Source organism: Pseudomonas sp. TAE6080, from assembly GCF_018732265.1.
Lineage (GTDB): Bacteria > Pseudomonadota > Gammaproteobacteria > Pseudomonadales > Pseudomonadaceae > Aquipseudomonas > Aquipseudomonas brenneri.
Window position 1 is genome coordinate 17,915 of the sequence record NZ_JAHIDY010000052.1, and the last position, 18,919, is coordinate 36,833.

Consider the following 18,919-nt stretch of genomic DNA (forward strand, 5'->3'; position numbering starts at 1 on the left):
GAACTAGGCTGGGTTATCTACAATCAAACTGTTCAGTTAACCCAGTCGGAGTCACCCATCATGCGTCTCAAATATGCTGTCGCCACCCTCGCCGTGCTGTCCCTTCCTGTTGGTTCAGCGATGGCCGACAGCTTCTGGCGTAACGTCATCTCGTCGGGCGCTACCACAGGCTCCACGTACCTGACCTTCAAGGACCACAAGCTGGTCGTCGCCGCCCAGGACGATGCCGGCAGTTTCGTCGCCAGTGATGGCGGTATCCGTGGCCCATACCTGGAAGCCGCCATGCAGAAAGTGCGTGCAGACAACCCAGGCCTGAAAGCCACTGATATGGAGTTGGCCAACGCCATCCTGGCGAAAAACGCTGTGGCTGCCGAGTAAATCCGGCGCATGAAAAAGCCGCTTTAGAGCGGCTTTTTTTTGCCTGTTTTTCGACGATACGTTCACAGGCGACAGGCTATATTCAGTTCCCTCGTGCGACGATGCCGAGGTTGATTTGAGTTCTTATTCTTGGTTTTTCTCAAGCGGGTATCTTCGACATCATGAGCCAACTGCCTTTCCTGCCGTTTTCAAAACCTGTCATTGATGAAGCCACCATCGCGGCGGTCGGTGATGTGTTGCGCTCTGGCTGGATCACCAGCGGGCCGAAGGTGCAGGCGTTCGAAGCGCAATTATCGGAGTATTTTGGCGGCCGGCCGGTACGCACCTTCAACTCCGGCACCTGCACTATGGAGATTGCCCTGCGCATCGCCGGCATCGGACCTGGGGATGAAGTGATCACCACGCCGATCTCCTGGGTGGCGACGGCCAATGTGATTCTGGAGGTGGGCGCCACACCGGTGTTTGCCGATATCGATCCGGTCACCCGCAATATCGACCTGGCTCAGGTGGAAGCAGCCATCACGCCGCGCACCAAGGCGATCATTCCGGTGTACCTGGCGGGCCTGCCGCTGGATATGCCGATGCTCTACGCCTTGGCCAACAAACACGGGCTGCGTATCGTCGAGGATGCCGCCCAGGCGCTGGGCTCCAGTTGGGATGACCAGCGGATTGGCGCCACCGGGGATCTTGTCTCGTTCAGTTTCCAGGCGAACAAGAACATCACCTGTTCCGAAGGCGGCTGCCTGGTGCTGAACAACGCCGAAGAAGCGCGCCTGGCGGAAAAGTACCGGCTGCAAGGCGTTACTCGCAGCGGCTTCGATGGCCTGGACGTGGATGTACTGGGCGGCAAGTTCAATATGACCGACATCGCCGCCGCAATCGGGCTGGGCCAGTTTGCCCAGATCGAGCAGGTCACCGCCCATCGCCAGGCCCTGGCCCGGCATTACTTCGAGTGTTTTGGCAGCGATTTCGAGACAACGTACGGCGCGCAACTACCGCCTGCGGACTTTGAAAACAGCAATTGGCACCTGTTCCAACTGGTACTGCCCGAGCGTCAGGATGGCCTCCCGGCCCGTGCCACGTTCATGGAGCAGATGCAGGCCCAGGGTGTAGGCATTGGCTACCACTACCCGCCGATCCACCTGCTGAGTTTGTATCGGGCACAAGGGTTCAAAGAAGGTATGTTCCCGGTAGCAGAAAAAGTCGGGCGTTTGATTGTCTCGTTGCCGATGTTTACGGCGATGAGCAAGGCGGATGTGGAACGTGCTGTCGCGGCGGTGAAAACAGTGCTGCAGACGGGTTAAACCCAACCCATTGTGGGAGCGGGCTTGCTCGCTCCCACAATGGGTTGGGCGTAGGCTTATTCGCCAATGGCCGCCTTGTAGCCCGCAGCATCCAGCAGCTTTTCCAGCTCGGCGGGGTTGCTTGGCTTGAGCTTGAAGATCCAGGCCTCGTAGGGCTTTTCATTGAGCGACTCAGGGGCATCGGCCAATTCATCGTTGACCGCAATCACTTCTCCGGCAACCGGCGCATAGATATCCGAAGCGGCCTTGACTGACTCAACCACACCGGCTTGATCACCTGCGGCAAATGTCTTGCCCACTTCAGCCAACTCAACAAAAACCACATCACCCAATGCTTCCTGGGCATGATCGGAGATCCCGACGGTCACGCTGCCGTCGGCTTCCAGGCGTGCCCATTCGTGGCTTTCGGCAAAACGCAGTGCGGCAGGGATATCGCTCATAGTCTGTGTCCTCAAAAAGAAATGTCAGCGGCCATTGGCCCGCCGGAAAAGGTTAGATCAAGGTCTTGCCATGGCGCACGAAGGTCGGCTTGACCACTCGCACCGGGTACCACTTGCCGCGAATCTCTACTTCCGCACGGTCAGCGGTGGCCATCGGTACACGCGCCAGCGCAATGGATTTGCTCAGCGTAGGAGAGAAACTACCACTGGTGATCTCTCCTTCGCCAACATCAGCGATACGAACCACTTGATGAGCGCGTAAAACCCCACGCTCTTCCAGCACCAGGCCCACCAGTTTGAGCTGCACGCCAGCCGCGCGCTCGGCTTCCAGGGCGGCGCGGCCAATGAAGTTGCGACTGGCGGGTTCCCAGGCAATGCTCCAGGCCATATTGGCCGCCAACGGTGAAACGCCCAGGTGAATATCCTGGCCGTAGAGGTTCATTCCGGCCTCCAGACGCAATGTGTCACGCGCGCCAAGGCCAATGGGCGAGATACCCGCGCCTACCAGGTCATTGAAGAACGCCGGGGCCTGGTCGGCAGGCAGGACGATCTCCAGGCCATCTTCACCGGTATAACCGGTACGGGCGATAAACCAGTCGCCGTCGGCACGGCCCTCGAAAGGCTTGAGCTGGTGGATCAAGACGCCACGAGACTGGGTGACCAGTTCGGCAATCTTGTGCCGGGCCTGAGGGCCCTGGATAGCCAGCATGGCCAGGTCCGGACGCTCGCGCATGTGTACCTGATAGCTGCCCAGCTGGGCCTGCATCCAGGCGAGGTCCTGGTCGCGGGTGGCCGCATTGACCACCAGCCGGTAACCGTCGTCGGCACGGTAGACGATCATGTCGTCCACCACCCCACCCTGCTCGTTGAGCATGGCGCTGTACAACGCATGGCCACAGCCATGCAAACGATCGACATCATTGGCCAGCAACCATTGCAGCCATTCCTTGGCCTGATGGCCCGAGATGTCGATCACGGTCATATGGGAAACATCAAACACCCCACAGTCACGGCGCACCTGATGGTGCTCCTCGACTTGCGAGCCGTAATGCAAAGGCATATCCCAACCGCCAAAATCGACCATTTTCGCGCCTAGGGCGAGATGCAGGTCATACAGAGGCGTACGCTGTCCCATGGGTTTCTCCTTCCGGGCGTGGCGAAGGTGCGGACGGTCGCCGTTCGGGCTACACACCTTGAAATACAAGGCTTGCAGCCACGTTCAGCCATCCGATCTGAAAGATGGACCGCACCGAATGCCGCGCATTGTAGCCTCAAGCCGTAGGACTGGCACCTAACCGATTCGTCGGGCAGAACGTCGAATCAAGCCGATGACCGGCAACAGGCCGACCAACACCAGGGTCAGAGCGGGCAAGGAAGCGCGCGCCCACTCGCCTTCGCTGGTCATCTCAAAGATGCGTACCGCCAACGTATCCCAGCCGAATGGGCGCATCAGCAAGGTCGCGGGCATTTCCTTGAGCACGTCGACGAACACCAGCAGGGCTGCGCTCAAAGTGCCTGGCAGCAAAAGTGGCAGATACACTTTGCAAAACAGTCGTGGCCCACTAACCCCAAGGCTACGCGCCACTTCCGGCAGGGACGGGCGAATACGCGCCAGGCTGTTTTCCAGCGGGCCATAGGCCACGGCCAGGAAGCGCACCAGATAGGCCATCACCAGTGCCGACAGACTGCCCAGCAACAACGGCTTGCCAGCGCCCCCCAGCCAGCTGGAAACAGGGATTACCAGTTCACGGTCCAGATAGCTGAACGCCAACATGATCGACACGGCCAGCACCGAACCCGGCAAGGCGTAACCCAGGTTGCCCAGGCTGATCCCGGAGCGAATGGCCCGGGTCGGCGCCAGGCGGTTGGCGAACGCCAGCAGCAGCGCCACGCTGACGGTGATCAGCGCGGCCATGCCCCCCAGGTAGAGGGTATGCACGATCAGCCCAGCGTAGCGCTCATCGAGATCAAAACGACCGCGCTGCCAGAACCACGCCACCAGTTGGATCATCGGGATGACAAAGGCGCAGGCAAATACCAACCCGCACCAACCACTCGCCGCAGCCGCCTTGAACCCATGCAGGTGGTACAGCGCCTTACCGCGCGGCCGCTCATTGCTGAAACGGCTGGCACCACGGGCACGACGCTCGCCGTAAAGCACCAGCATCACCACCAGCAGCAACAGGCTCGCCAGTTGCGCGGCGCTGGACAGGCTGAAAAAGCCGTACCAGGTCTTGTAGATCGCGGTGGTGAAGGTGTCGAAGTTAAAGACCGACACCGCACCGAAGTCCGCCAGGGTTTCCATCAGTGCCAAGGCCACGCCAGCGCCGATGGCCGGTCGCGCCATGGGCAAGGCCACTCGCCAGAACGCCTGCCACGGCGATTGCCCCAGCACCCGCGCCGCTTCCATCAACCCCTTGCCCTGCGCCAGAAAGGCGGTGCGCGCCAGCAGGTAGACGTAGGGATAGAACACCAGCACCAGCACGATGATCACGCCACTGGTGGAGCGCACGCGCGGCAGGCGCAGGCCCGTGCCGAACCACTCGCGCATCAGGGTCTGCACTGGCCCCGAGAAGTCCAGCAGGCCGACGAAGACAAACGCCAGCACATAGGCGGGAATTGCAAACGGCAACATCAACGCCCAGTCCAACCAGCGCCGACCGGGGAATTCACAGAGGCTGGTCAGCCAGGCCAGACTGACGCCCAGCACCGTTACGCCAACCCCGACGCCCAGCACCAGGGTCAAGGTATTGCCCAGCAGACGCGGCATCTGGGTGTCCCACAGGTGGGACCAGATTTGTGTGTCGATGCTTTGCCAGGACAACAGCAGGACGCTCAACGGCAGCAGCACCAGGGCGGCGACGGTGAAGACTGGCAGGTACCAGCGGCGTTGGGCGGGGTGGGCCAAAAGCGGATTCTCAAGCAGTGGATGATTTGGAGACCTACACAAAACACTGTGGGAGCTGGTTTCTGTGGGAGCCGGGCTTGCCCGCGATGCTGACACCTCGATTTATCAGAAATACCGAGGTGATGCTATCGCAGGCAAGCCAGCTCCCACACAAGCCCGCTCCCACATTAGATTTGCGGTGTTTTTAAGCCCGTATCAGTTCCAGCCCGCGCGATCCATCAGGCGAATCGCTTCGGCCTGGCGCTTGCCCGCGACTTCCACCGGCAGGGTATCGGCAACGAACTTACCCCAGGCAGCCACTTCTTCAGACGGCTGCACCGCCGGGTTGGCCGGGAACTCCTGGTTCACGTCAGCAAAGATCTTCTGTGCTTCTGGGGTGGTCATCCACTCCACCAGGGCCTTGGCCGCTTCCGGGTGCGGTGCATGCTTGGTCAGGCCAATGCCCGACAGGTTGACGTGTACGCCACGGTCGCCCTGGTTCGGCCAGAACAGTTTGACGCCCAGGTCCGGCTTTTGCTTGTGCAGGCGGCCGTAGTAGTAGGTATTGACGATGCCGACATCACATTGCCCGGCGTTGATCGCTTCCAGCACGGAAACGTCATCGGAGAACACGTCAGTGGACAGGTTACTCACCCAGCCCTTGATGATTTCTTCGGTCTTGGCCGCGCCATGGGTCTCGATCAGGGTGGCGGTCAGCGACTGGTTGTAGACCTTTTTCGCCGTGCGCAGGCACAGGCGGCCTTCCCATTGCTTGTCGGCGAGGGCTTCGTAGGTGGTCAACTCACCCGGCTTCACGCGGGCAGTGGAGTAGGCAATGGTCCGCGCCCGCAGGCTCAAGCCGGTCCAGGCATGGCTTGCAGCACGATATTGCGCAGGGATGTTGGCGTCGATCACCTTGGAGGTGAACGGCTGCAGGATGCCCATCTGCTCGGCTTGCCAGAGGTTGCCGGCATCCACGGTCAGCAGCAGGTCGGCGGTGGCGTTTTCGCCTTCGGCCTTGATGCGCTGCATCAGCGGCGCTTCCTTGTCGGTGATGAACTTGATCGGGACGCCGGTTTTCTTGGTGTAAGCGTCAAATACCGGTTTGATCAGCTCGTCGATACGAGAGGAGTAGACCACTACTTCGTCAGCCGCCTGGGCGGTCGTGCTGGCAATCAGGGTGAGTGCCAGGGCAGTCAGGAGGCGCTTGGGTGCCAACATGGGTGCGGTCTCTCGTAATCGAAGGAGTGCAAATGATAAGGACTCACATTTAGCATCTCAACCGAACACTTGGTGGAGGCGTTACGAGATGTTGCATGACTGGATTCTGGGGTGCGGCAACTGGCCTCAGGCCTTGGCCAGATCCGGTAGATCCCCGGTCAACCCCAGCGCCTGGCGCACAAACAGCGCCTTGGCCTCGGGCATCTGGTCGACCATCTTCAACCCGGCATTGCGCAACCAGCGCAACGGCAATTGATCAGCCTGGAACAACCGCTCAAAGCCCTCCATTGCCGCCATCAGCGCAAGATTGTGGGGCATGCGCCGGCGCTCGTAGCGACTGAGCACCTTCACATCGGCCAAGCGCTCACCGCGCTCGGACGCCTGCAGCAGCACCTCGGCCAGCACCGCCGCGTCGAGGAACCCCAGGTTAACGCCCTGCCCCGCCAACGGGTGGATGACATGGGCCGCATCGCCAATCAGGGCCAGGCCTTCGGCGACGTAGCGCTTGGCGTGACGCTGGCGCAGTGGCACGCACAGGCGTGGGTCGGCACTGACCACGGTGCCCAACCGGCCTTCAAAGGCACGTTCCAGTTCTCGGCAGAAGGTTTCGTCGTCCAGGGCCATCAGGCGTTCGGACTCGCTCGGCGTGGTTGACCAGACGATGGAACACCAATCTTCCTGGCCATCGCGCACCAGTGGCAGGAACGCCAGCGGCCCGTGGTCGGTAAAACGTTGCCAGGCCGTGCGCTGGTGCGGCTGGCTGCTGCGTACGCTGGTGACAATGGCGTGATGCAAGTAATCCCATTCGCGGGTGGCGGTGCCGGTCAGGCGGCGTACCGCCGAGTTGGCCCCGTCCGCAGCGATCACCAATGGCGCGCGCAGGGTGCGGCCATCGGCCAGGGTCAGCAGCCAGTCGTCGCCGGAGCGGCGCATCTGCTCCAGGCGGGCATTGGCCAGCAGGCCCAGGTCGCAATCGTGCAGGCGGTCGAGCAAGGCGTCCTGGACCACGCGGTTTTCGACGATATGCCCCAACACCTCGGCATGCACGCTGGCTGCCGAAAAGTGGATCTGCCCGGTGCCGCTGCCATCCCACACCTGCATCTCGCCGTACGGGCTGGCGCGGCGGCTGGCGATGCCGTCCCACACGCCCAGGCGCTCAAGAATGCGCTGGCTGGCCGCCGACAAGGCACTCACCCGCGGTTCAAAAGGAGCCGCGGCGTCGAATGGCTTGACGCTCAACGGGCTGCCGTCGAGCAGCAGCACTTGCAGGCCACTGCCTTGCAACGCCAGCGCCAGGGCGCTTCCGACCATTCCGGCCCCGACAATCAGCACATCTGCGCGCATGTCCATGCTTTAAGCCTGTCTCGCTGGCGGCTTGCGCCGCACGTAAAGGGTTTTGTCGACGCGCGCCACCAGGGTGCCGGAGCCGTCATGAATCAGGACCTTGAGGTGGGGCAAATACTTCTCGCCACCTGCGGTCTGTCGACGAATTTCATCCAGCAAGGCGTCGTCGATGGAAAATTCGGCATACACCGGGCCTTTGCCCGGCGAGATGAAATCGATGCTGGCGGCCTTGTCCCAGACGATGTAGTCGCGCCCCAGGTTCTCCATCAGCAGCAGCATGTAGAAAGGGTCGACCATCGAATACAGGCTGCCGCCAAACTGGGTCCCGACATAATTGCGGTTGTACCAGCCCAGGCCCATGCGCACCTTGGCGTGACGAAAATCCGCACTCAGGTGCTGCACCCGAACCCCAGCCCCCAGGTACGGCGGGTACAGGCTCAGGAACCAGCGCAACAACCGCGCCTTGCCCAGGCGCTCGATCAGCCACTTACGCATCGGGGCGCGTACCCAGGCCCATGGCCTGCCGAGCGAACCAGCGCTTGGCCGGTGGCAACAGGTCCAGGCCCAGCAAGCCCAGGTTGCGACCCATGGCGACCAGCGGTTGGCCGCTGCCGAACAGGCGGGTGACTTGGTCGGAGAAACCCACGGTCATTTGCTGATCCAGGCGCTGGCGTTCGCGGTACGCCTGCAAGGTCGCCAGGTCGCCCGGCACCGCCGGCCCGGCCAGCAAGGCCTCGGCCAACGCATAGGCATCACGCAGGGACAGGTTGAAACCCTGGCCGGCAATCGGGTGCAGGCTGTGGGCGGCGTTGCCGAGGATCACCAAGTGCGAGCGCACCTGCTCCTCGGCCTCCACCAGCGTCAGCGGATACAAGTGACGCGCGCCGACCTGTTTCAAGGTGCCCAGGCGGTAGCCGAAAACGCCCTGCAACTCACTGAGGAAGCTGCGCTCATCCAACTGCGCCAAGCGCTGGGCGTCCATGCCGACACGGGTCCAGACCAGCGCACAACGGTTGTCCGCCAGCGGCAGCAAGGCCATCGGGCCCTCGTCGGTGAAACGCTCGAACGCCTCGCCGTTATGCGCTTCGCTAGGGGTGATGTTGGCGATCAGCGCGCTCTGGTTATAGGGACGTTGCTTGACGCCAATACCCAACTGCTCGCGCAAGCCGGAGCGGCCGCCATCGGCCAGCACCGCAAGGTCACACTCGATGACGGTTTCATCGTTGAGGGTCAGGCGGTAGCCGTCGGCCAGCGGTTCCATGCGGCTGACTTCAGCCGGGCAACGCCAACTGATCACGTCCTTGTCCAGGCCTTGCCACAGGCACTGCCCGAGCCAGGCGTTTTCCACCACGTAGCCCAGGGCCGGCACGCCTTCTTCCAGCGCCGACAAGCGGGCGGTAGAGAAGCGGCCACGATCGGAAACGTGGATTTGCTTGATCGGCTCGGCACGCCGGGAAATGTCCTGCCACACGCCCAGACGTTGGTAGATCTGCCGCGCGCCAAAGGACAGCGCCGAAGAGCGGGCGTCGTAGCTCGGCTGATAGCTGTCGCCGGGAGCGAAGGGTTCGATCAACACGATCTTCCAGCCCCGGGCCTTGGCCCCGGCCTGCAACGCCAACGCCAGGCTGGCGCCCACCAGGCCGCCGCCGATAATGGCCAGGTTGACCCGGCTCATCGGGCGGCCGCCATCAGTGCTTCGATCTCGACCACGGTCTTGGGTACGCCACCGGTCAGAATTTCACAGCCTTGCTTGGTCACCACCACGTCATCCTCGATGCGCACGCCTATGCCACGCCATTTCTTTGCCACGTTCTGGTTGTCCGGGGCAATGTAGATGCCCGGCTCCACGGTCAGGGCCATGCCCACTTCCAGCACCCGCCATTCGCCGCCAACCCTGTATTCGCCGACATCATGCACATCCATGCCCAGCCAGTGTCCGGCACGGTGCATATAAAAAGCCTTGTAGGCTTCGCTGGCGATCAACTCATCCACATCGCCCTGCAACAAGCCCAGCTTCACCAACCCGGCGGTGATGACGTGCACTGTCGCCTCATGCGCCTGGTTCCAGTGCTTGTTCGGTGCGATCTGCGCAAAGGCGGCTTCCTGGGAGGCCAGCACGATTTCATAGATCGCTTTCTGCTCGGCGGAAAACTTGCCATTGACCGGCCAGGTACGGGTGATATCGCTGGCGTAGCAGTCGATCTCACAGCCGGCATCGATCAACACCAGGTCACCGTCCTTGAGCAACGCGTCATTTTGCTGGTAGTGCAGGATGCAACTGTTGCGCCCCGACGCGACGATGGAGCCATAGGCCGGCATCTTCGCCCCGCCCCGGCGAAACTCGTAATCAAGCTCGGCTTCCAGGCTGAACTCATGCAGCCCGGCGCGGCTGGCCCGCATCGCCCGGATATGGGCAGCGCAGGAAATCCGCGCAGCTTCGCGCATCACCTTCACTTCTGCGGCGGATTTATACAGGCGCATGTCGTGAAGCAGATGATCCAGGGCAACGAATTCGTTCGGCGGTTGCGCGCCGAGGTGCGCCTTGGAGCGGATCACGTTGATCCACTCCATCAGGTGCCGGTCGAACTCGGCATTGCTGCCCATGGCCGAGTACACCCGGTCGCGACCTTCGATCAGGCCGGGCAGGATGTCGTCGATATCGGTAATCGGGAAAGCATCGTCGGCGCCGTATTCGCGAATCGCGCCTTCGGTACCGGCACGCAGGCCGTCCCACAATTCGCGCTCGGCATTGCGTTCGCGGCAGAACAGCACGTATTCGCCATGGGCACGGCCCGGCATCAACACAATCACCGCTTCCGGTTCGGGGAAGCCGCTCAGGTACTGGAAGTCGCTGTCCTGGCGGTAAACATGCTCGACATCACGGTTGCGGATCGCCACGGCGGCGGCCGGCAGGATCGCGATGCTGTTGGGTTCCATCTGCGCCATGAGCGCCTTGCGGCGGCGGGTGTATTCCGCCTTGGGGATATGGATCATGGGCAGATGGGTTCCCTCTCTTAGTGCAGCGACGGCTTGGGCGCTGCGGGCTCAGCGGACTTCTTGGTCTCGGTGAACAACAGCAGCGGCGCGACGCGCAGGTATTCCATGACTTCCATGTAGTCGCCTTCGCCGTCTTCGGATTCTTCCAGGGCATCTTGTACCTGGGAGATGGCCGCCAAATCCTGCAACACTTCCTGGGCGTCGATGCTCAACTCCAGGCCGCCGGAGTTCACGCCAAAGCCATGGAGGAAGCCCTGGCACCATTGGCCCAGTGCGGCAGCGCGTTCGGCGAGCGGGGCGTCATCGCTTGGCAGCAGCAGGACCACGGTGACGTCATCACCGGTCAGTTCGCCCTTGACCATCTCTTGCAGGCCGATCAAGGCATTGCGCACGTTATCTTCAGGCTCTTTTTCCAGCAGTTCAGCCACATCGGCCAGCCAGTTGTCGGCGTCAAAGCCAACACCGGTGCAACTGCGGCCCAGCAGCACGCCGTGCAGTTCGGCAGGCGAGCAAGGATGACTGCTGGAGCTCAGCAGTTTGGAAAAAGCGTCGTACGGGGAATTCTGAATAGGCATGATGAGCTAGGCGCCAGGCGGCGCGATGTCTAGAATGAAGCGCTGTATCCTAGCACCGGCAGACGCACCCGACTATCAAGGGCGTCAGATCGTTTATCCTGCAGTTGCCATTCATCAGACAAATCCAGTGGAACCCCATGGAAGACACCGACTTGCAAGCGCTGATGGCCAGACTCGAATTGCTAATTACCCGGGTCGAGCAACTAAAGAGTCAAAACGGACTCCTATTAGCTCAGGAAAAGACCTGGCGCGAGGAACGCGCTCACCTCATTGAAAAAAACGAAATCGCCCGGCGTAAGGTCGAATCGATGATTTCGCGCCTGAAGGCCCTGGAGCAAGACTCATGAGTTCAAGCAATAGCGTCACCGTGCAGATTCTCGACAAAGAATATTCAATCATCTGTCCCCAGGAAGAGCGCAGCAACCTGGTGAGCGCCGCCCGCTACCTGGATGGCAAGATGCGTGAGATCCGCAGCAGCGGCAAAGTCATCGGCGCCGACCGCATCGCCGTGATGGCCGCGCTGAACATTACCCACGATCTGCTGCACAAGCAGGAACGCCCTGACGTACAGGCCAGCGGCTCGACACGCGAGCAAGTGCGCGACCTGCTGGAGCGCGTTGACCTGGCTCTTTCCAACGATCAAGAGCAACCCAAGGGCTGATTGCAGCGGCTGTTTGGGGTATACTCGCTTCACTCCCTGGCGTGCTTGCCAGTCGGCGATGTCCCTGAGCCGATTCGCACTACCCTGGAAGTTGCACGTTGGGCTGGTGTGCATGTCCGCTAGACGGAAAGCCTTAAAGCCTACTGCATCTTCCACCTTGAACTTTCGGGTTCAAGGGCTAAGTCGACAGCGGTTCTGTCGGGGAGCCTGATTCCCAAACTCAATGCCAGTCCCCGGACTGGCATTGTTGTATGAGCCGACCACCATGACCGAACCTGCGCCGCTTTCCCGTCCGCAACTTCGACGCATGTTACGCAAGGCCCGCCGCGCCCTGACGCCGAGCGAGCAGCGCCAGGCCGCCCTTGGCCTGTATCGGCAACTGGCGCAGCATCCGCTGTTTCGCCGGGCCAAACATATTTCCCTGTACCTGCCGATGGATGGTGAAATCGATCCGCGCTTGCTGCTGCGCGCGGCCCAGCGCCGGGGCAAGGCCACTTACCTGCCGGTGCTCAGCGCCTGGCCGCGGACCAAGATGGTGTTCCAGCGCGTGCGGCGCGGGGAAAAACTCAAACCCAATCGCTTCGGTATTCTTGAGCCACGGGCCAACCTCGGACAGCAGCGCAAAGTCTGGGCACTGGACCTGGTGTTGTTACCGTTGGTGGGCTTCGACGATGCCGGCGGGCGGCTGGGCATGGGTGGCGGCTTTTATGACCGCAGCCTGGCCTATCTTTCGCGCCGTAGTCACTGGCGCAAGCCAACCCTGCTGGGCCTGGCTCATGAATGCCAAAAAGTCGAACGACTGGCGCAGGCAAGCTGGGATGTGCCGCTGGAGGGCACCGTTACCGATAGAAAGTGGTATGTCGCAGAGGGGACGCCGCTGGAATCAACGGCGCCGAAATAGCATCAGCGCTTGAACAATTGTGGCTGCTGTTGTGCGAGTTCAACGGGGGCTTCGGTCTTGTTCGACCACAAGCTCTGTGCATACCCGGTGGTCACGACGCCCAGACCGAACAAAATAACCAAAATCCATAGTAAATCCGGTTTGCGTTTCATCGATTGCCCCCCTTCAGGCATATCACACACGATGACAGCAACGTTCCAAAGTAGTCCGTTCCAGCTGCGTCAAGCTTAAAATCCCGGCATTCTGCGTTAACGTGAACCAACACGCAAACCTTGACGTCAACCGACCGTCGGTTTGTCATGAAAGTGACGCACAACCTGCCCAATCCCCTGCAAAGGAGCAAAAACCATGGCCTATTGGCTGATGAAATCCGAGCCCGATGAGCTGTCCATCAAGGGCCTGGAAAAACTCGGCGAAGCGCGCTGGGATGGCGTGCGCAATTACCAGGCGCGCAACTTCCTGCGAGCCATGGCCGTGGGCGATGCGTTCTTCTTCTACCACTCCAGTTGCCCGGAGCCGGGGATTGCCGGCGTAGGGAAAATCATCGAAGCGGCTTATCCAGACCCGACGGCGCTGGAACCTGACAGCCATTACTTCGATGCCAAGGCCTCCCCGGAAAAAAATCCGTGGAGTGCGATCACGGTTGCCCACGCCGAAACCTTCCCCAAAGTCCTCGGGCTCGGCTACCTCAAGCAGCAGACCGCCCTGGCTGAACTGCCGCTGGTGCAAAAAGGCAGTCGCTTGTCGGTGATGCCGGTGACAGCCGAACAGTGGGCGGCAATCATGGCCCTGCGCTAGCGCCTAAAGGGATTCATTTGACCGGTATCAACGGCTATCGGTTACGATCCCGGCAAACTAGGACGCTAACACCGCAGGATGCACCCATGTCGACGCCCCATCGCAGCTCGCACTTTTTTGCCTTTCTCCTGATTCTGTTACTGGTCGCCGCCGGTGGCTTCGGCTACTGGAAGTCCACCCTCGACCGCCTGCCGGAAGGCTTGAGCATGGGCAACGGGCGGCTGGAGTCCACCGAAGTGCAGATCGCCACCAAGATTCCCGGCCGCCTGGCCGAAGTGCGGGTCGATGAAGGCGACAAAGTGCTAAAGGGCCAGTTGCTGGCGCGTATCGACACCCGCACCCTGGAAGCCCAGCGCGCCCAGGCCGAGGCCGAAGTGTTGCGCGCCAAGGAAAACTTCGCCGCCGCCGAAGCCAACGTGCAACTGCGCCAGAGCGAAAACCTGCTGGCCAGCCAGGAACTCAAGCGCACCCAGGAGCTGTACCGACGCGGCTTCGCCAGCGCGCAGTTGATCGACCAGCAGCAGGCGCATCAGAACACCGGCAATGCGGCCGTGATCGCCGCCCAGGCCCAGGTCAATGCGGTCAAGGCTGCCATCGGTGCCGCCCAGGCCCAGGTGGCACAACTGACCAGTGAAATCGAAGACAGCAGCCTGCGCGCGCCCATCGACGGCATCATCCAGTTGCGCCTGGCCGAACCTGGCGAAGTGCTCGGTGCCGGCGGGCGGGTGCTGCTGCTGATTGATCCGAATGACCAGTACATGAACCTCTACCTGCCCGCCTCCGTCACCGGGCGACTGACCGTGGGCAGCGACGCGCGGATCGTGCTCGATGCCCTGCCGGATCAGCCACTGCCGGCAAAAATCAGCTTTGTCGCGGCCAAATCCCAGTTCACGCCCAAAGAAGTGGAAACTCGCGATGAGCGCCAGAAACTGGTGTTCCGCGTCAAGCTGCGCCTGACTCAACCAAGCGCCGTGCCCCAGGCCAAGCCCGGCATGCCCGGCGCCGGCTATGTGCGCACCGCCGACCTGGACTGGCCGGCCAACCTGCAATGAACGGCCTGGCGCTGCACGCCACCGGCATCAACCACCGCTACGGTAAGCAACAGGCACTGATCGACATTGCCTTCAGCTTGCCGGCCGGCACGCGCTGCGGGCTGATCGGCCCGGATGGCGCAGGCAAGTCGAGCCTGCTGGGCTTGATCGCCGGGGTCAAAAAGCTGCAGGCCGGTGATTTGCAGGTGCTCGGCGGCTCCATCGAGGACCGCCGCCACCGCAACAGCCTGTACCCGTTGATCGCCTTTATGCCCCAGGGCCTGGGCGGCAATCTGTACCCCGAGCTGTCCATCCGCGAGAACATCCGCTTCTTCGCCACCCTGTTTGGGCTGTCAAAGGCCGATTGTGACCAGCGCATGCACAACCTGCTGCTGGCCACCGACCTCGCACGCTTCGCCGATCGACCGGCGGGCAAACTGTCTGGCGGGATGAAGCAGAAACTGGGGCTGTGCTGCGCACTGATCCACGACCCGGACTTGCTGATCCTCGATGAGCCCACCACCGGTGTCGATCCGTTATCGCGCCGACGTTTCTGGGAACTGGTGGAAACCGTACGCAGCGAGCGCCCGCAACTGACACTGCTGGTGGCCACGGCCTACATGGAGGAAGCCGAGCAGTTCGAGCACTGCCTGATGCTCGACCGCGGCAAACTGATCGCCGATGGCCTGAGCCATGAAGTGGCCGCCGTCACGCCCAGCGGTAAACTGGATGACGCCTTCACTCACTTCCAGGGCGACAGCGCCCACGACAACCAGCCGCTGGTGATCCCTCCCCGGGAAAACAGCAACACTGACATCGCCATCGAAGCCCACGACCTGACGCTGCGCTTTGGCGACTTCACGGCGGTGAACAAAGTCAGCTTCGCCATCGGCCGTGGCGAAATTTTCGGCTTCCTGGGCTCCAACGGCTGCGGCAAGACCACCACCATGAAAGTCCTCACCGGGCTGATGCCGGCCAGTGAAGGCAGCGCCATGCTGCTGGGCAACCCGGTCAACGCCAAGGACCTGGCGACCCGCAAGCGCGTGGGGTTCATGTCCCAGAGCTTCTCGTTGTACGGCGAACTCAGCGTGCGCCAGAACCTGGTGCTGCATGCGCAGTTGTTTGACTTGCCCAAGGCCGACAGCGGCCCGCGTATTGATGAGCTGATCCAGCGCTTTGACCTGGGCCATATCGCCGACCAGCCGTCCGGCGAGTTGCCGCTGGGGTTGCGCCAGCGCCTGTCCCTGGCCGTAGCGGTGCTGCATCGGCCGGAAGTGCTGATCCTCGACGAACCCACCTCCGGCGTCGACCCCGCCGCGCGGGATGATTTCTGGCGCCTGCTGGTGGAGTTGTCCCGCGAGCAAGGGGTGACCATTTTCCTGTCCACCCACTTTATGAACGAAGCCCAGCGCTGCGACCGTATCTCGTTGATGCACGCCGGCAAGGTGCTGGCCTGCGACACCCCAGACGCCCTGCAACAGCAGTTCCACGGCGACACACTGGAAGCGGCCTTCGTCACCTGCCTGGAACAGGCCCAGGGCGCCCCCGAAACCGCCACGCCGAGCGAAACCGTGAGCGCCGCCAGTGCGCCGCCCATCAGTAAACGCGGCTTCAGCCTGGCCCGCCTACTGGCCGTAGCCAGCCGCGAAGGCAAGGAGTTGCTGCGCGACAAGGTCCGCATGGCCTTTGCCCTGCTCGGCGCGATCTTCATGATGGTGATCTTCGGTTACGGCATTTCCCTGGATGTGGAAAAGCTCGCCTTCGCCGTGTATGACCAGGATCAGACCCCGCAAAGCCGTGCCTATCTGGAAGCCTTCCGCAGTTCGCGCTACTTCGCCGAACAGCCACCGATCACCGACTCGGCCGAGCTGCACCGCCGCCTGCAACGCTCGGAAATCAAACTGGCCCTGGAGATTCCTCCCGGCTTTGGCCGCGACCTGTATGCCGGGCGTCAACCAGCGGTGGCCGCCTGGCTCGATGGCGGCATGCCGTTTCGCGCCGAGACCAGCCGCAACTATGTAGAAGCGGTACACCAGGCCAATCTCCAGCAATTGGCCGAACTCAACAGCACACCGCTGTCCCAACCCGCCGCCGCCAAACTGGAAACCCGCTTTCGCTACAACCAGGACGTGGTCAGCGTCAATGCCATCGGCCCGGGCGTGATGGCGCTGATCCTGGCGTTTATCCCGGCGATGCTCACCGCCCTGGGCATCGTGCGTGAAAAAGAACTGGGCTCGATCACCAACTTCTACGCCACGCCGCTGACCCGCCTGGAGTTCCTCCTCGGTAAACAGGCGCCCTACCTGGCCATCAGCCTGATCAACCTGGCTTTGCTGGTGGCAATGAACCGTTGGCTGTTCGGCGTGCCGTTCAAGGGCAGCGGCGTGACCCTGGCGTTTGGCGGCCTGTTGTATGTGCTGGCCACCACCAGCATGGGCCTGCTGATTTCCGCGTTCACCCGCACCCAGATCGCCGCGATCCTCGGCACCATGATCATCACCAGCCTGCCGACCATCCAGTTCTCCGGGCTGATCGTGCCGCGCTCGTCCCTGGAAGGTGCGGCTGCGCTGATGGGCATGCTGTTTCCCGCCGGTTACTTCCTCGACGTCGCCGTCGGCACCTTCACCAAAGCCCTGGACCTGCGCCAGCTATGGCCACAGTGCCTGGCGCTGTTCGGGTTTTTCCTGGGGTTCACCGGGCTTAGCCTGGTCATGCTCAAGAAGCAGGAGGCCTGATGCACAAGCTTGCGCACATCCTGCGTCTGGGGATCAAAGAACTCACCAGCCTGCGCCACGACAGCGTATTGCTGCTGTTTCTGTTCTACGCCTTCACCGTGGCGATCTATATGCCTGCGGCCGGCTCGGTGATTGGCGTGCACAACGCCAGCGTCGCGTTTGTCGATGAAGACCATGGCCAATTGTCCCGCCAACTGGCGCAAGCCCTGCAACCACCGCAATTCCAGCCCGCCGTACCACTGGCCTACGACCAGTTGGACAAGGTCATGGACAGCGGCCAGTACACCTTCGTGATCAATGTGCCGGCCAACTTCCAGGCCGACCTGCTGGCCGGGCGCCAGCCGAGCGTGCAGGTCAACGTGGATGCCACGGCGATGAGCCAGGCCTTTATGGGCGCAGGTTATATCGGGCGGATATTCCAGCGCGAACTGCTGACCTACAGCGGCCAGGCCGACCTCGCCAGCCGGGCGCCGGCGACACTGACCACCCGGGCGCTGTTCAACACCAACCTGGAAGGTGGCTGGTTCCTGGCGGTGATCCAGATCGTCAACAACATCACCATCCTCGCCATCGTCCTGACCGGCACCGCACTGCTGCGCGAGCGCGAACACGGCACCCTCGATCATTTGTTGGTGCTGCCGCTGACCGCGCTGGAGATCATGCTGGCAAAAATCTGGAGCAACATGCTGGTGGTGGTGCTGTGTACGTGGCTTTCGCTGGAAGTGGTGGTCAAGGGCATGCTCGGCGTGCCGCTGGCCGGTTCGTTGAACCTGTTCCTGCTGGTGACGGCGTTGTACCTGTTTGCCAGCACCGCCCTGGGCATCTTCCTCGCCACCCTCGCCCGCTCGACGCCGCAGTTCGGGCTGTTGGCGATTCCGGTGATCATTCCGATGCTGTTGCTGTCAGGCGGCAGCACACCGCTGGACAGCATGCCGCAATGGTTGCAGTGGGTGATGCAGGGCTCGCCGTCGACGCACTTTGTGAGCCTGAGTGCGGCGATTCTGTTCCGCGATGCGGGGGTTAGCGTGGTATGGCCGGATTTACTGGCGCTGGCGGGGATTGGGTTGTTGTTTTTTGCGGTGGCGTTGGCCAGATTCAGGAAAAGCCTGGCGTCTTGAAGTGCCCGCAAGGCCGGCGATGACGGCCTTGCGGCGATGGGCGCCAAGCACCCGCTTTACTGGATGATCAAGTTATTGAACAACAAGTCCTCAACCACCGGTTTCCCCGTCTCGTCATTCATCACTTGCTGCGTCTGCTTCAACGCTTCCTGGCGCAACTTCTCTTTGCCTTCAACACTGCCCATGCTCTCGACAGTCTGCTGGGTAAACAACGCCACCAACTGGTTACGAATCAACGGCTCATTGGCCTTGATCGCCGCCGCCGCTTCCGGGCCGGTCACGCGCAGGGCCACATCGGCTTTGTACACCCGCAGTTTCGGGCCGCCATCCAGGGCGTAGTTACCGACAAAGGGCGGGGTCAGGCTGTAATAGCTGACCTTCGGCGCTTCGCCTTCCTTGGCTTCTTCGGCATGGGCTGCCATCGGCAACGTCAGGGCCAGCATCAACAGGATCCACGCTTTCACAGTTTATTCCTCAAATGGACTGCCCCCGAAAAGTTGGACAGTTTCAGCTAGCAGCCTCAGCAGCA

General features: G+C 61.8%; 20 protein-coding genes and 1 other RNA gene. 10 read left to right on the forward strand and 11 right to left on the reverse strand.

Annotated features, from left to right (window positions below):
* The first annotated feature begins 60 nt into the window (after window positions 1-60).
* Both KL786_RS26310 and KL786_RS26315 read left to right on the forward strand, forming a co-directional pair.
* Window positions 61-378 carry a DUF2388 domain-containing protein gene (locus KL786_RS26310; protein WP_029289499.1) on the forward strand — a complete coding sequence of 106 codons (318 nt, stop codon included), beginning with the start codon at window positions 61-63 and terminating at the stop codon, window positions 376-378.
* Window positions 379-539: 161 nt separating this feature from the next.
* Window positions 540-1,682, forward strand: a complete 1,143-nt coding sequence (locus KL786_RS26315) for a DegT/DnrJ/EryC1/StrS family aminotransferase (RefSeq protein WP_215519428.1) — start codon at window positions 540-542, stop codon at window positions 1,680-1,682.
* Window positions 1,683-1,738: 56 nt separating this feature from the next.
* Here the strand turns inward: KL786_RS26315 and gcvH are convergent, their stop codons facing one another.
* The 9 genes from gcvH to KL786_RS26360 form a co-directional block, all read right to left on the reverse strand.
* Window positions 1,739-2,122, reverse strand: coding sequence for a glycine cleavage system protein GcvH (gcvH, locus tag KL786_RS26320; protein ID WP_215519429.1), 384 nt, complete (start codon window positions 2,120-2,122; stop codon window positions 1,739-1,741).
* A 52-nt stretch (window positions 2,123-2,174) separates the two neighbouring features.
* Window positions 2,175-3,257 carry a glycine cleavage system aminomethyltransferase GcvT gene (gene gcvT, locus KL786_RS26325; protein WP_215519430.1) on the reverse strand — a complete coding sequence of 361 codons (1,083 nt, stop codon included), beginning with the start codon at window positions 3,255-3,257 and terminating at the stop codon, window positions 2,175-2,177.
* Window positions 3,258-3,413: 156 nt separating this feature from the next.
* Window positions 3,414-5,030 (reverse strand): ABC transporter permease, encoded by a 1,617-nt coding sequence (locus KL786_RS26330; protein ID WP_215519431.1) that lies wholly within the window; start codon window positions 5,028-5,030, stop codon window positions 3,414-3,416.
* Window positions 5,031-5,225: 195 nt separating this feature from the next.
* On the reverse strand, window positions 5,226-6,230 hold the full coding sequence (locus KL786_RS26335) for an extracellular solute-binding protein (protein ID WP_215519432.1): 1,005 nt from the start codon (window positions 6,228-6,230) through the stop codon (window positions 5,226-5,228).
* A 126-nt stretch (window positions 6,231-6,356) separates the two neighbouring features.
* On the reverse strand, window positions 6,357-7,574 hold the full coding sequence (locus tag KL786_RS26340) for a 2-octaprenyl-3-methyl-6-methoxy-1,4-benzoquinol hydroxylase (protein ID WP_215519440.1): 1,218 nt from the start codon (window positions 7,572-7,574) through the stop codon (window positions 6,357-6,359).
* Between the two features lie 9 nt (window positions 7,575-7,583).
* Entirely contained in the window at window positions 7,584-8,069 is a 486-nt protein-coding gene (locus KL786_RS26345) for a DUF4442 domain-containing protein (protein WP_032856973.1), read from the reverse strand.
* Window positions 8,062-9,249 carry a 2-octaprenyl-6-methoxyphenyl hydroxylase gene (gene ubiH, locus KL786_RS26350; protein WP_029289515.1) on the reverse strand — a complete coding sequence of 396 codons (1,188 nt, stop codon included), beginning with the start codon at window positions 9,247-9,249 and terminating at the stop codon, window positions 8,062-8,064. Before ubiH ends, KL786_RS26345 begins: the two co-directional genes overlap by 8 nt.
* Complete coding sequence (gene pepP / locus KL786_RS26355) at window positions 9,246-10,568, reverse strand: Xaa-Pro aminopeptidase (protein ID WP_215519433.1); 1,323 nt, start codon at window positions 10,566-10,568, stop codon at window positions 9,246-9,248. The genes ubiH and pepP overlap by 4 nt, the downstream gene beginning before the upstream one ends.
* A gap of 20 nt (window positions 10,569-10,588) precedes the next feature.
* Window positions 10,589-11,146: a YecA/YgfB family protein gene (locus KL786_RS26360; protein WP_215519434.1), complete on the reverse strand. Its 558-nt coding sequence runs from the start codon at window positions 11,144-11,146 to the stop codon at window positions 10,589-10,591.
* Between the two features lie 137 nt (window positions 11,147-11,283).
* Here KL786_RS26360 and KL786_RS26365 point away from each other — a divergent pair, with 137 nt between their 5' ends.
* The 4 genes from KL786_RS26365 (at window position 11,284) to KL786_RS26380 (ending at window position 12,708) form a co-directional block, all read left to right on the forward strand.
* A complete protein-coding gene (locus KL786_RS26365) occupies window positions 11,284-11,493 on the forward strand; it encodes a TIGR02449 family protein (protein ID WP_007982902.1) in 210 nt (69 codons plus the stop codon).
* Window positions 11,490-11,807: a cell division protein ZapA gene (locus tag KL786_RS26370; protein WP_215519435.1), complete on the forward strand. Its 318-nt coding sequence runs from the start codon at window positions 11,490-11,492 to the stop codon at window positions 11,805-11,807. The genes KL786_RS26365 and KL786_RS26370 overlap by 4 nt, the downstream gene beginning before the upstream one ends.
* 30 nt (window positions 11,808-11,837) lie before the next feature.
* Window positions 11,838-12,016, forward strand: a non-coding RNA gene (gene ssrS / locus KL786_RS26375) — 6S RNA.
* Between the two features lie 56 nt (window positions 12,017-12,072).
* Entirely contained in the window at window positions 12,073-12,708 is a 636-nt protein-coding gene (locus KL786_RS26380; protein WP_154842578.1) for a 5-formyltetrahydrofolate cyclo-ligase, read from the forward strand.
* Between the two features lie 2 nt (window positions 12,709-12,710).
* Here KL786_RS26380 and KL786_RS26385 read toward each other — a convergent pair whose 3' ends face one another.
* Window positions 12,711-12,860 (reverse strand): hypothetical protein, encoded by a 150-nt coding sequence (locus tag KL786_RS26385; protein ID WP_190307096.1) that lies wholly within the window; start codon window positions 12,858-12,860, stop codon window positions 12,711-12,713.
* A gap of 196 nt (window positions 12,861-13,056) precedes the next feature.
* Between KL786_RS26385 and KL786_RS26390 the strand changes: the two genes are divergently transcribed.
* The 4 genes from KL786_RS26390 to KL786_RS26405 all read left to right on the forward strand — a co-directional run bounded on the left by KL786_RS26390 (window position 13,057) and on the right by KL786_RS26405 (window position 18,390).
* Window positions 13,057-13,506, forward strand: coding sequence for an EVE domain-containing protein (locus tag KL786_RS26390; protein ID WP_215519436.1), 450 nt, complete (start codon window positions 13,057-13,059; stop codon window positions 13,504-13,506).
* An 86-nt stretch (window positions 13,507-13,592) separates the two neighbouring features.
* A complete protein-coding gene (locus KL786_RS26395; protein ID WP_215519437.1) occupies window positions 13,593-14,558 on the forward strand; it encodes an HlyD family secretion protein in 966 nt (321 codons plus the stop codon).
* Complete coding sequence (rbbA, locus tag KL786_RS26400; RefSeq protein ID WP_215519438.1) at window positions 14,555-17,272, forward strand: ribosome-associated ATPase/putative transporter RbbA; 2,718 nt, start codon at window positions 14,555-14,557, stop codon at window positions 17,270-17,272. The genes KL786_RS26395 and rbbA overlap by 4 nt, the downstream gene beginning before the upstream one ends.
* Window positions 17,272-18,390: an ABC transporter permease gene (locus KL786_RS26405; RefSeq protein WP_215519439.1), complete on the forward strand. Its 1,119-nt coding sequence runs from the start codon at window positions 17,272-17,274 to the stop codon at window positions 18,388-18,390. Before rbbA ends, KL786_RS26405 begins: the two co-directional genes overlap by 1 nt.
* Window positions 18,391-18,446: 56 nt before the next feature.
* Here KL786_RS26405 and KL786_RS26410 read toward each other — a convergent pair whose 3' ends face one another.
* A complete protein-coding gene (locus tag KL786_RS26410; protein WP_029289542.1) occupies window positions 18,447-18,854 on the reverse strand; it encodes a flagellar basal body-associated protein FliL in 408 nt (135 codons plus the stop codon).
* Between the last annotated feature and the right edge of the window lie 65 nt (window positions 18,855-18,919).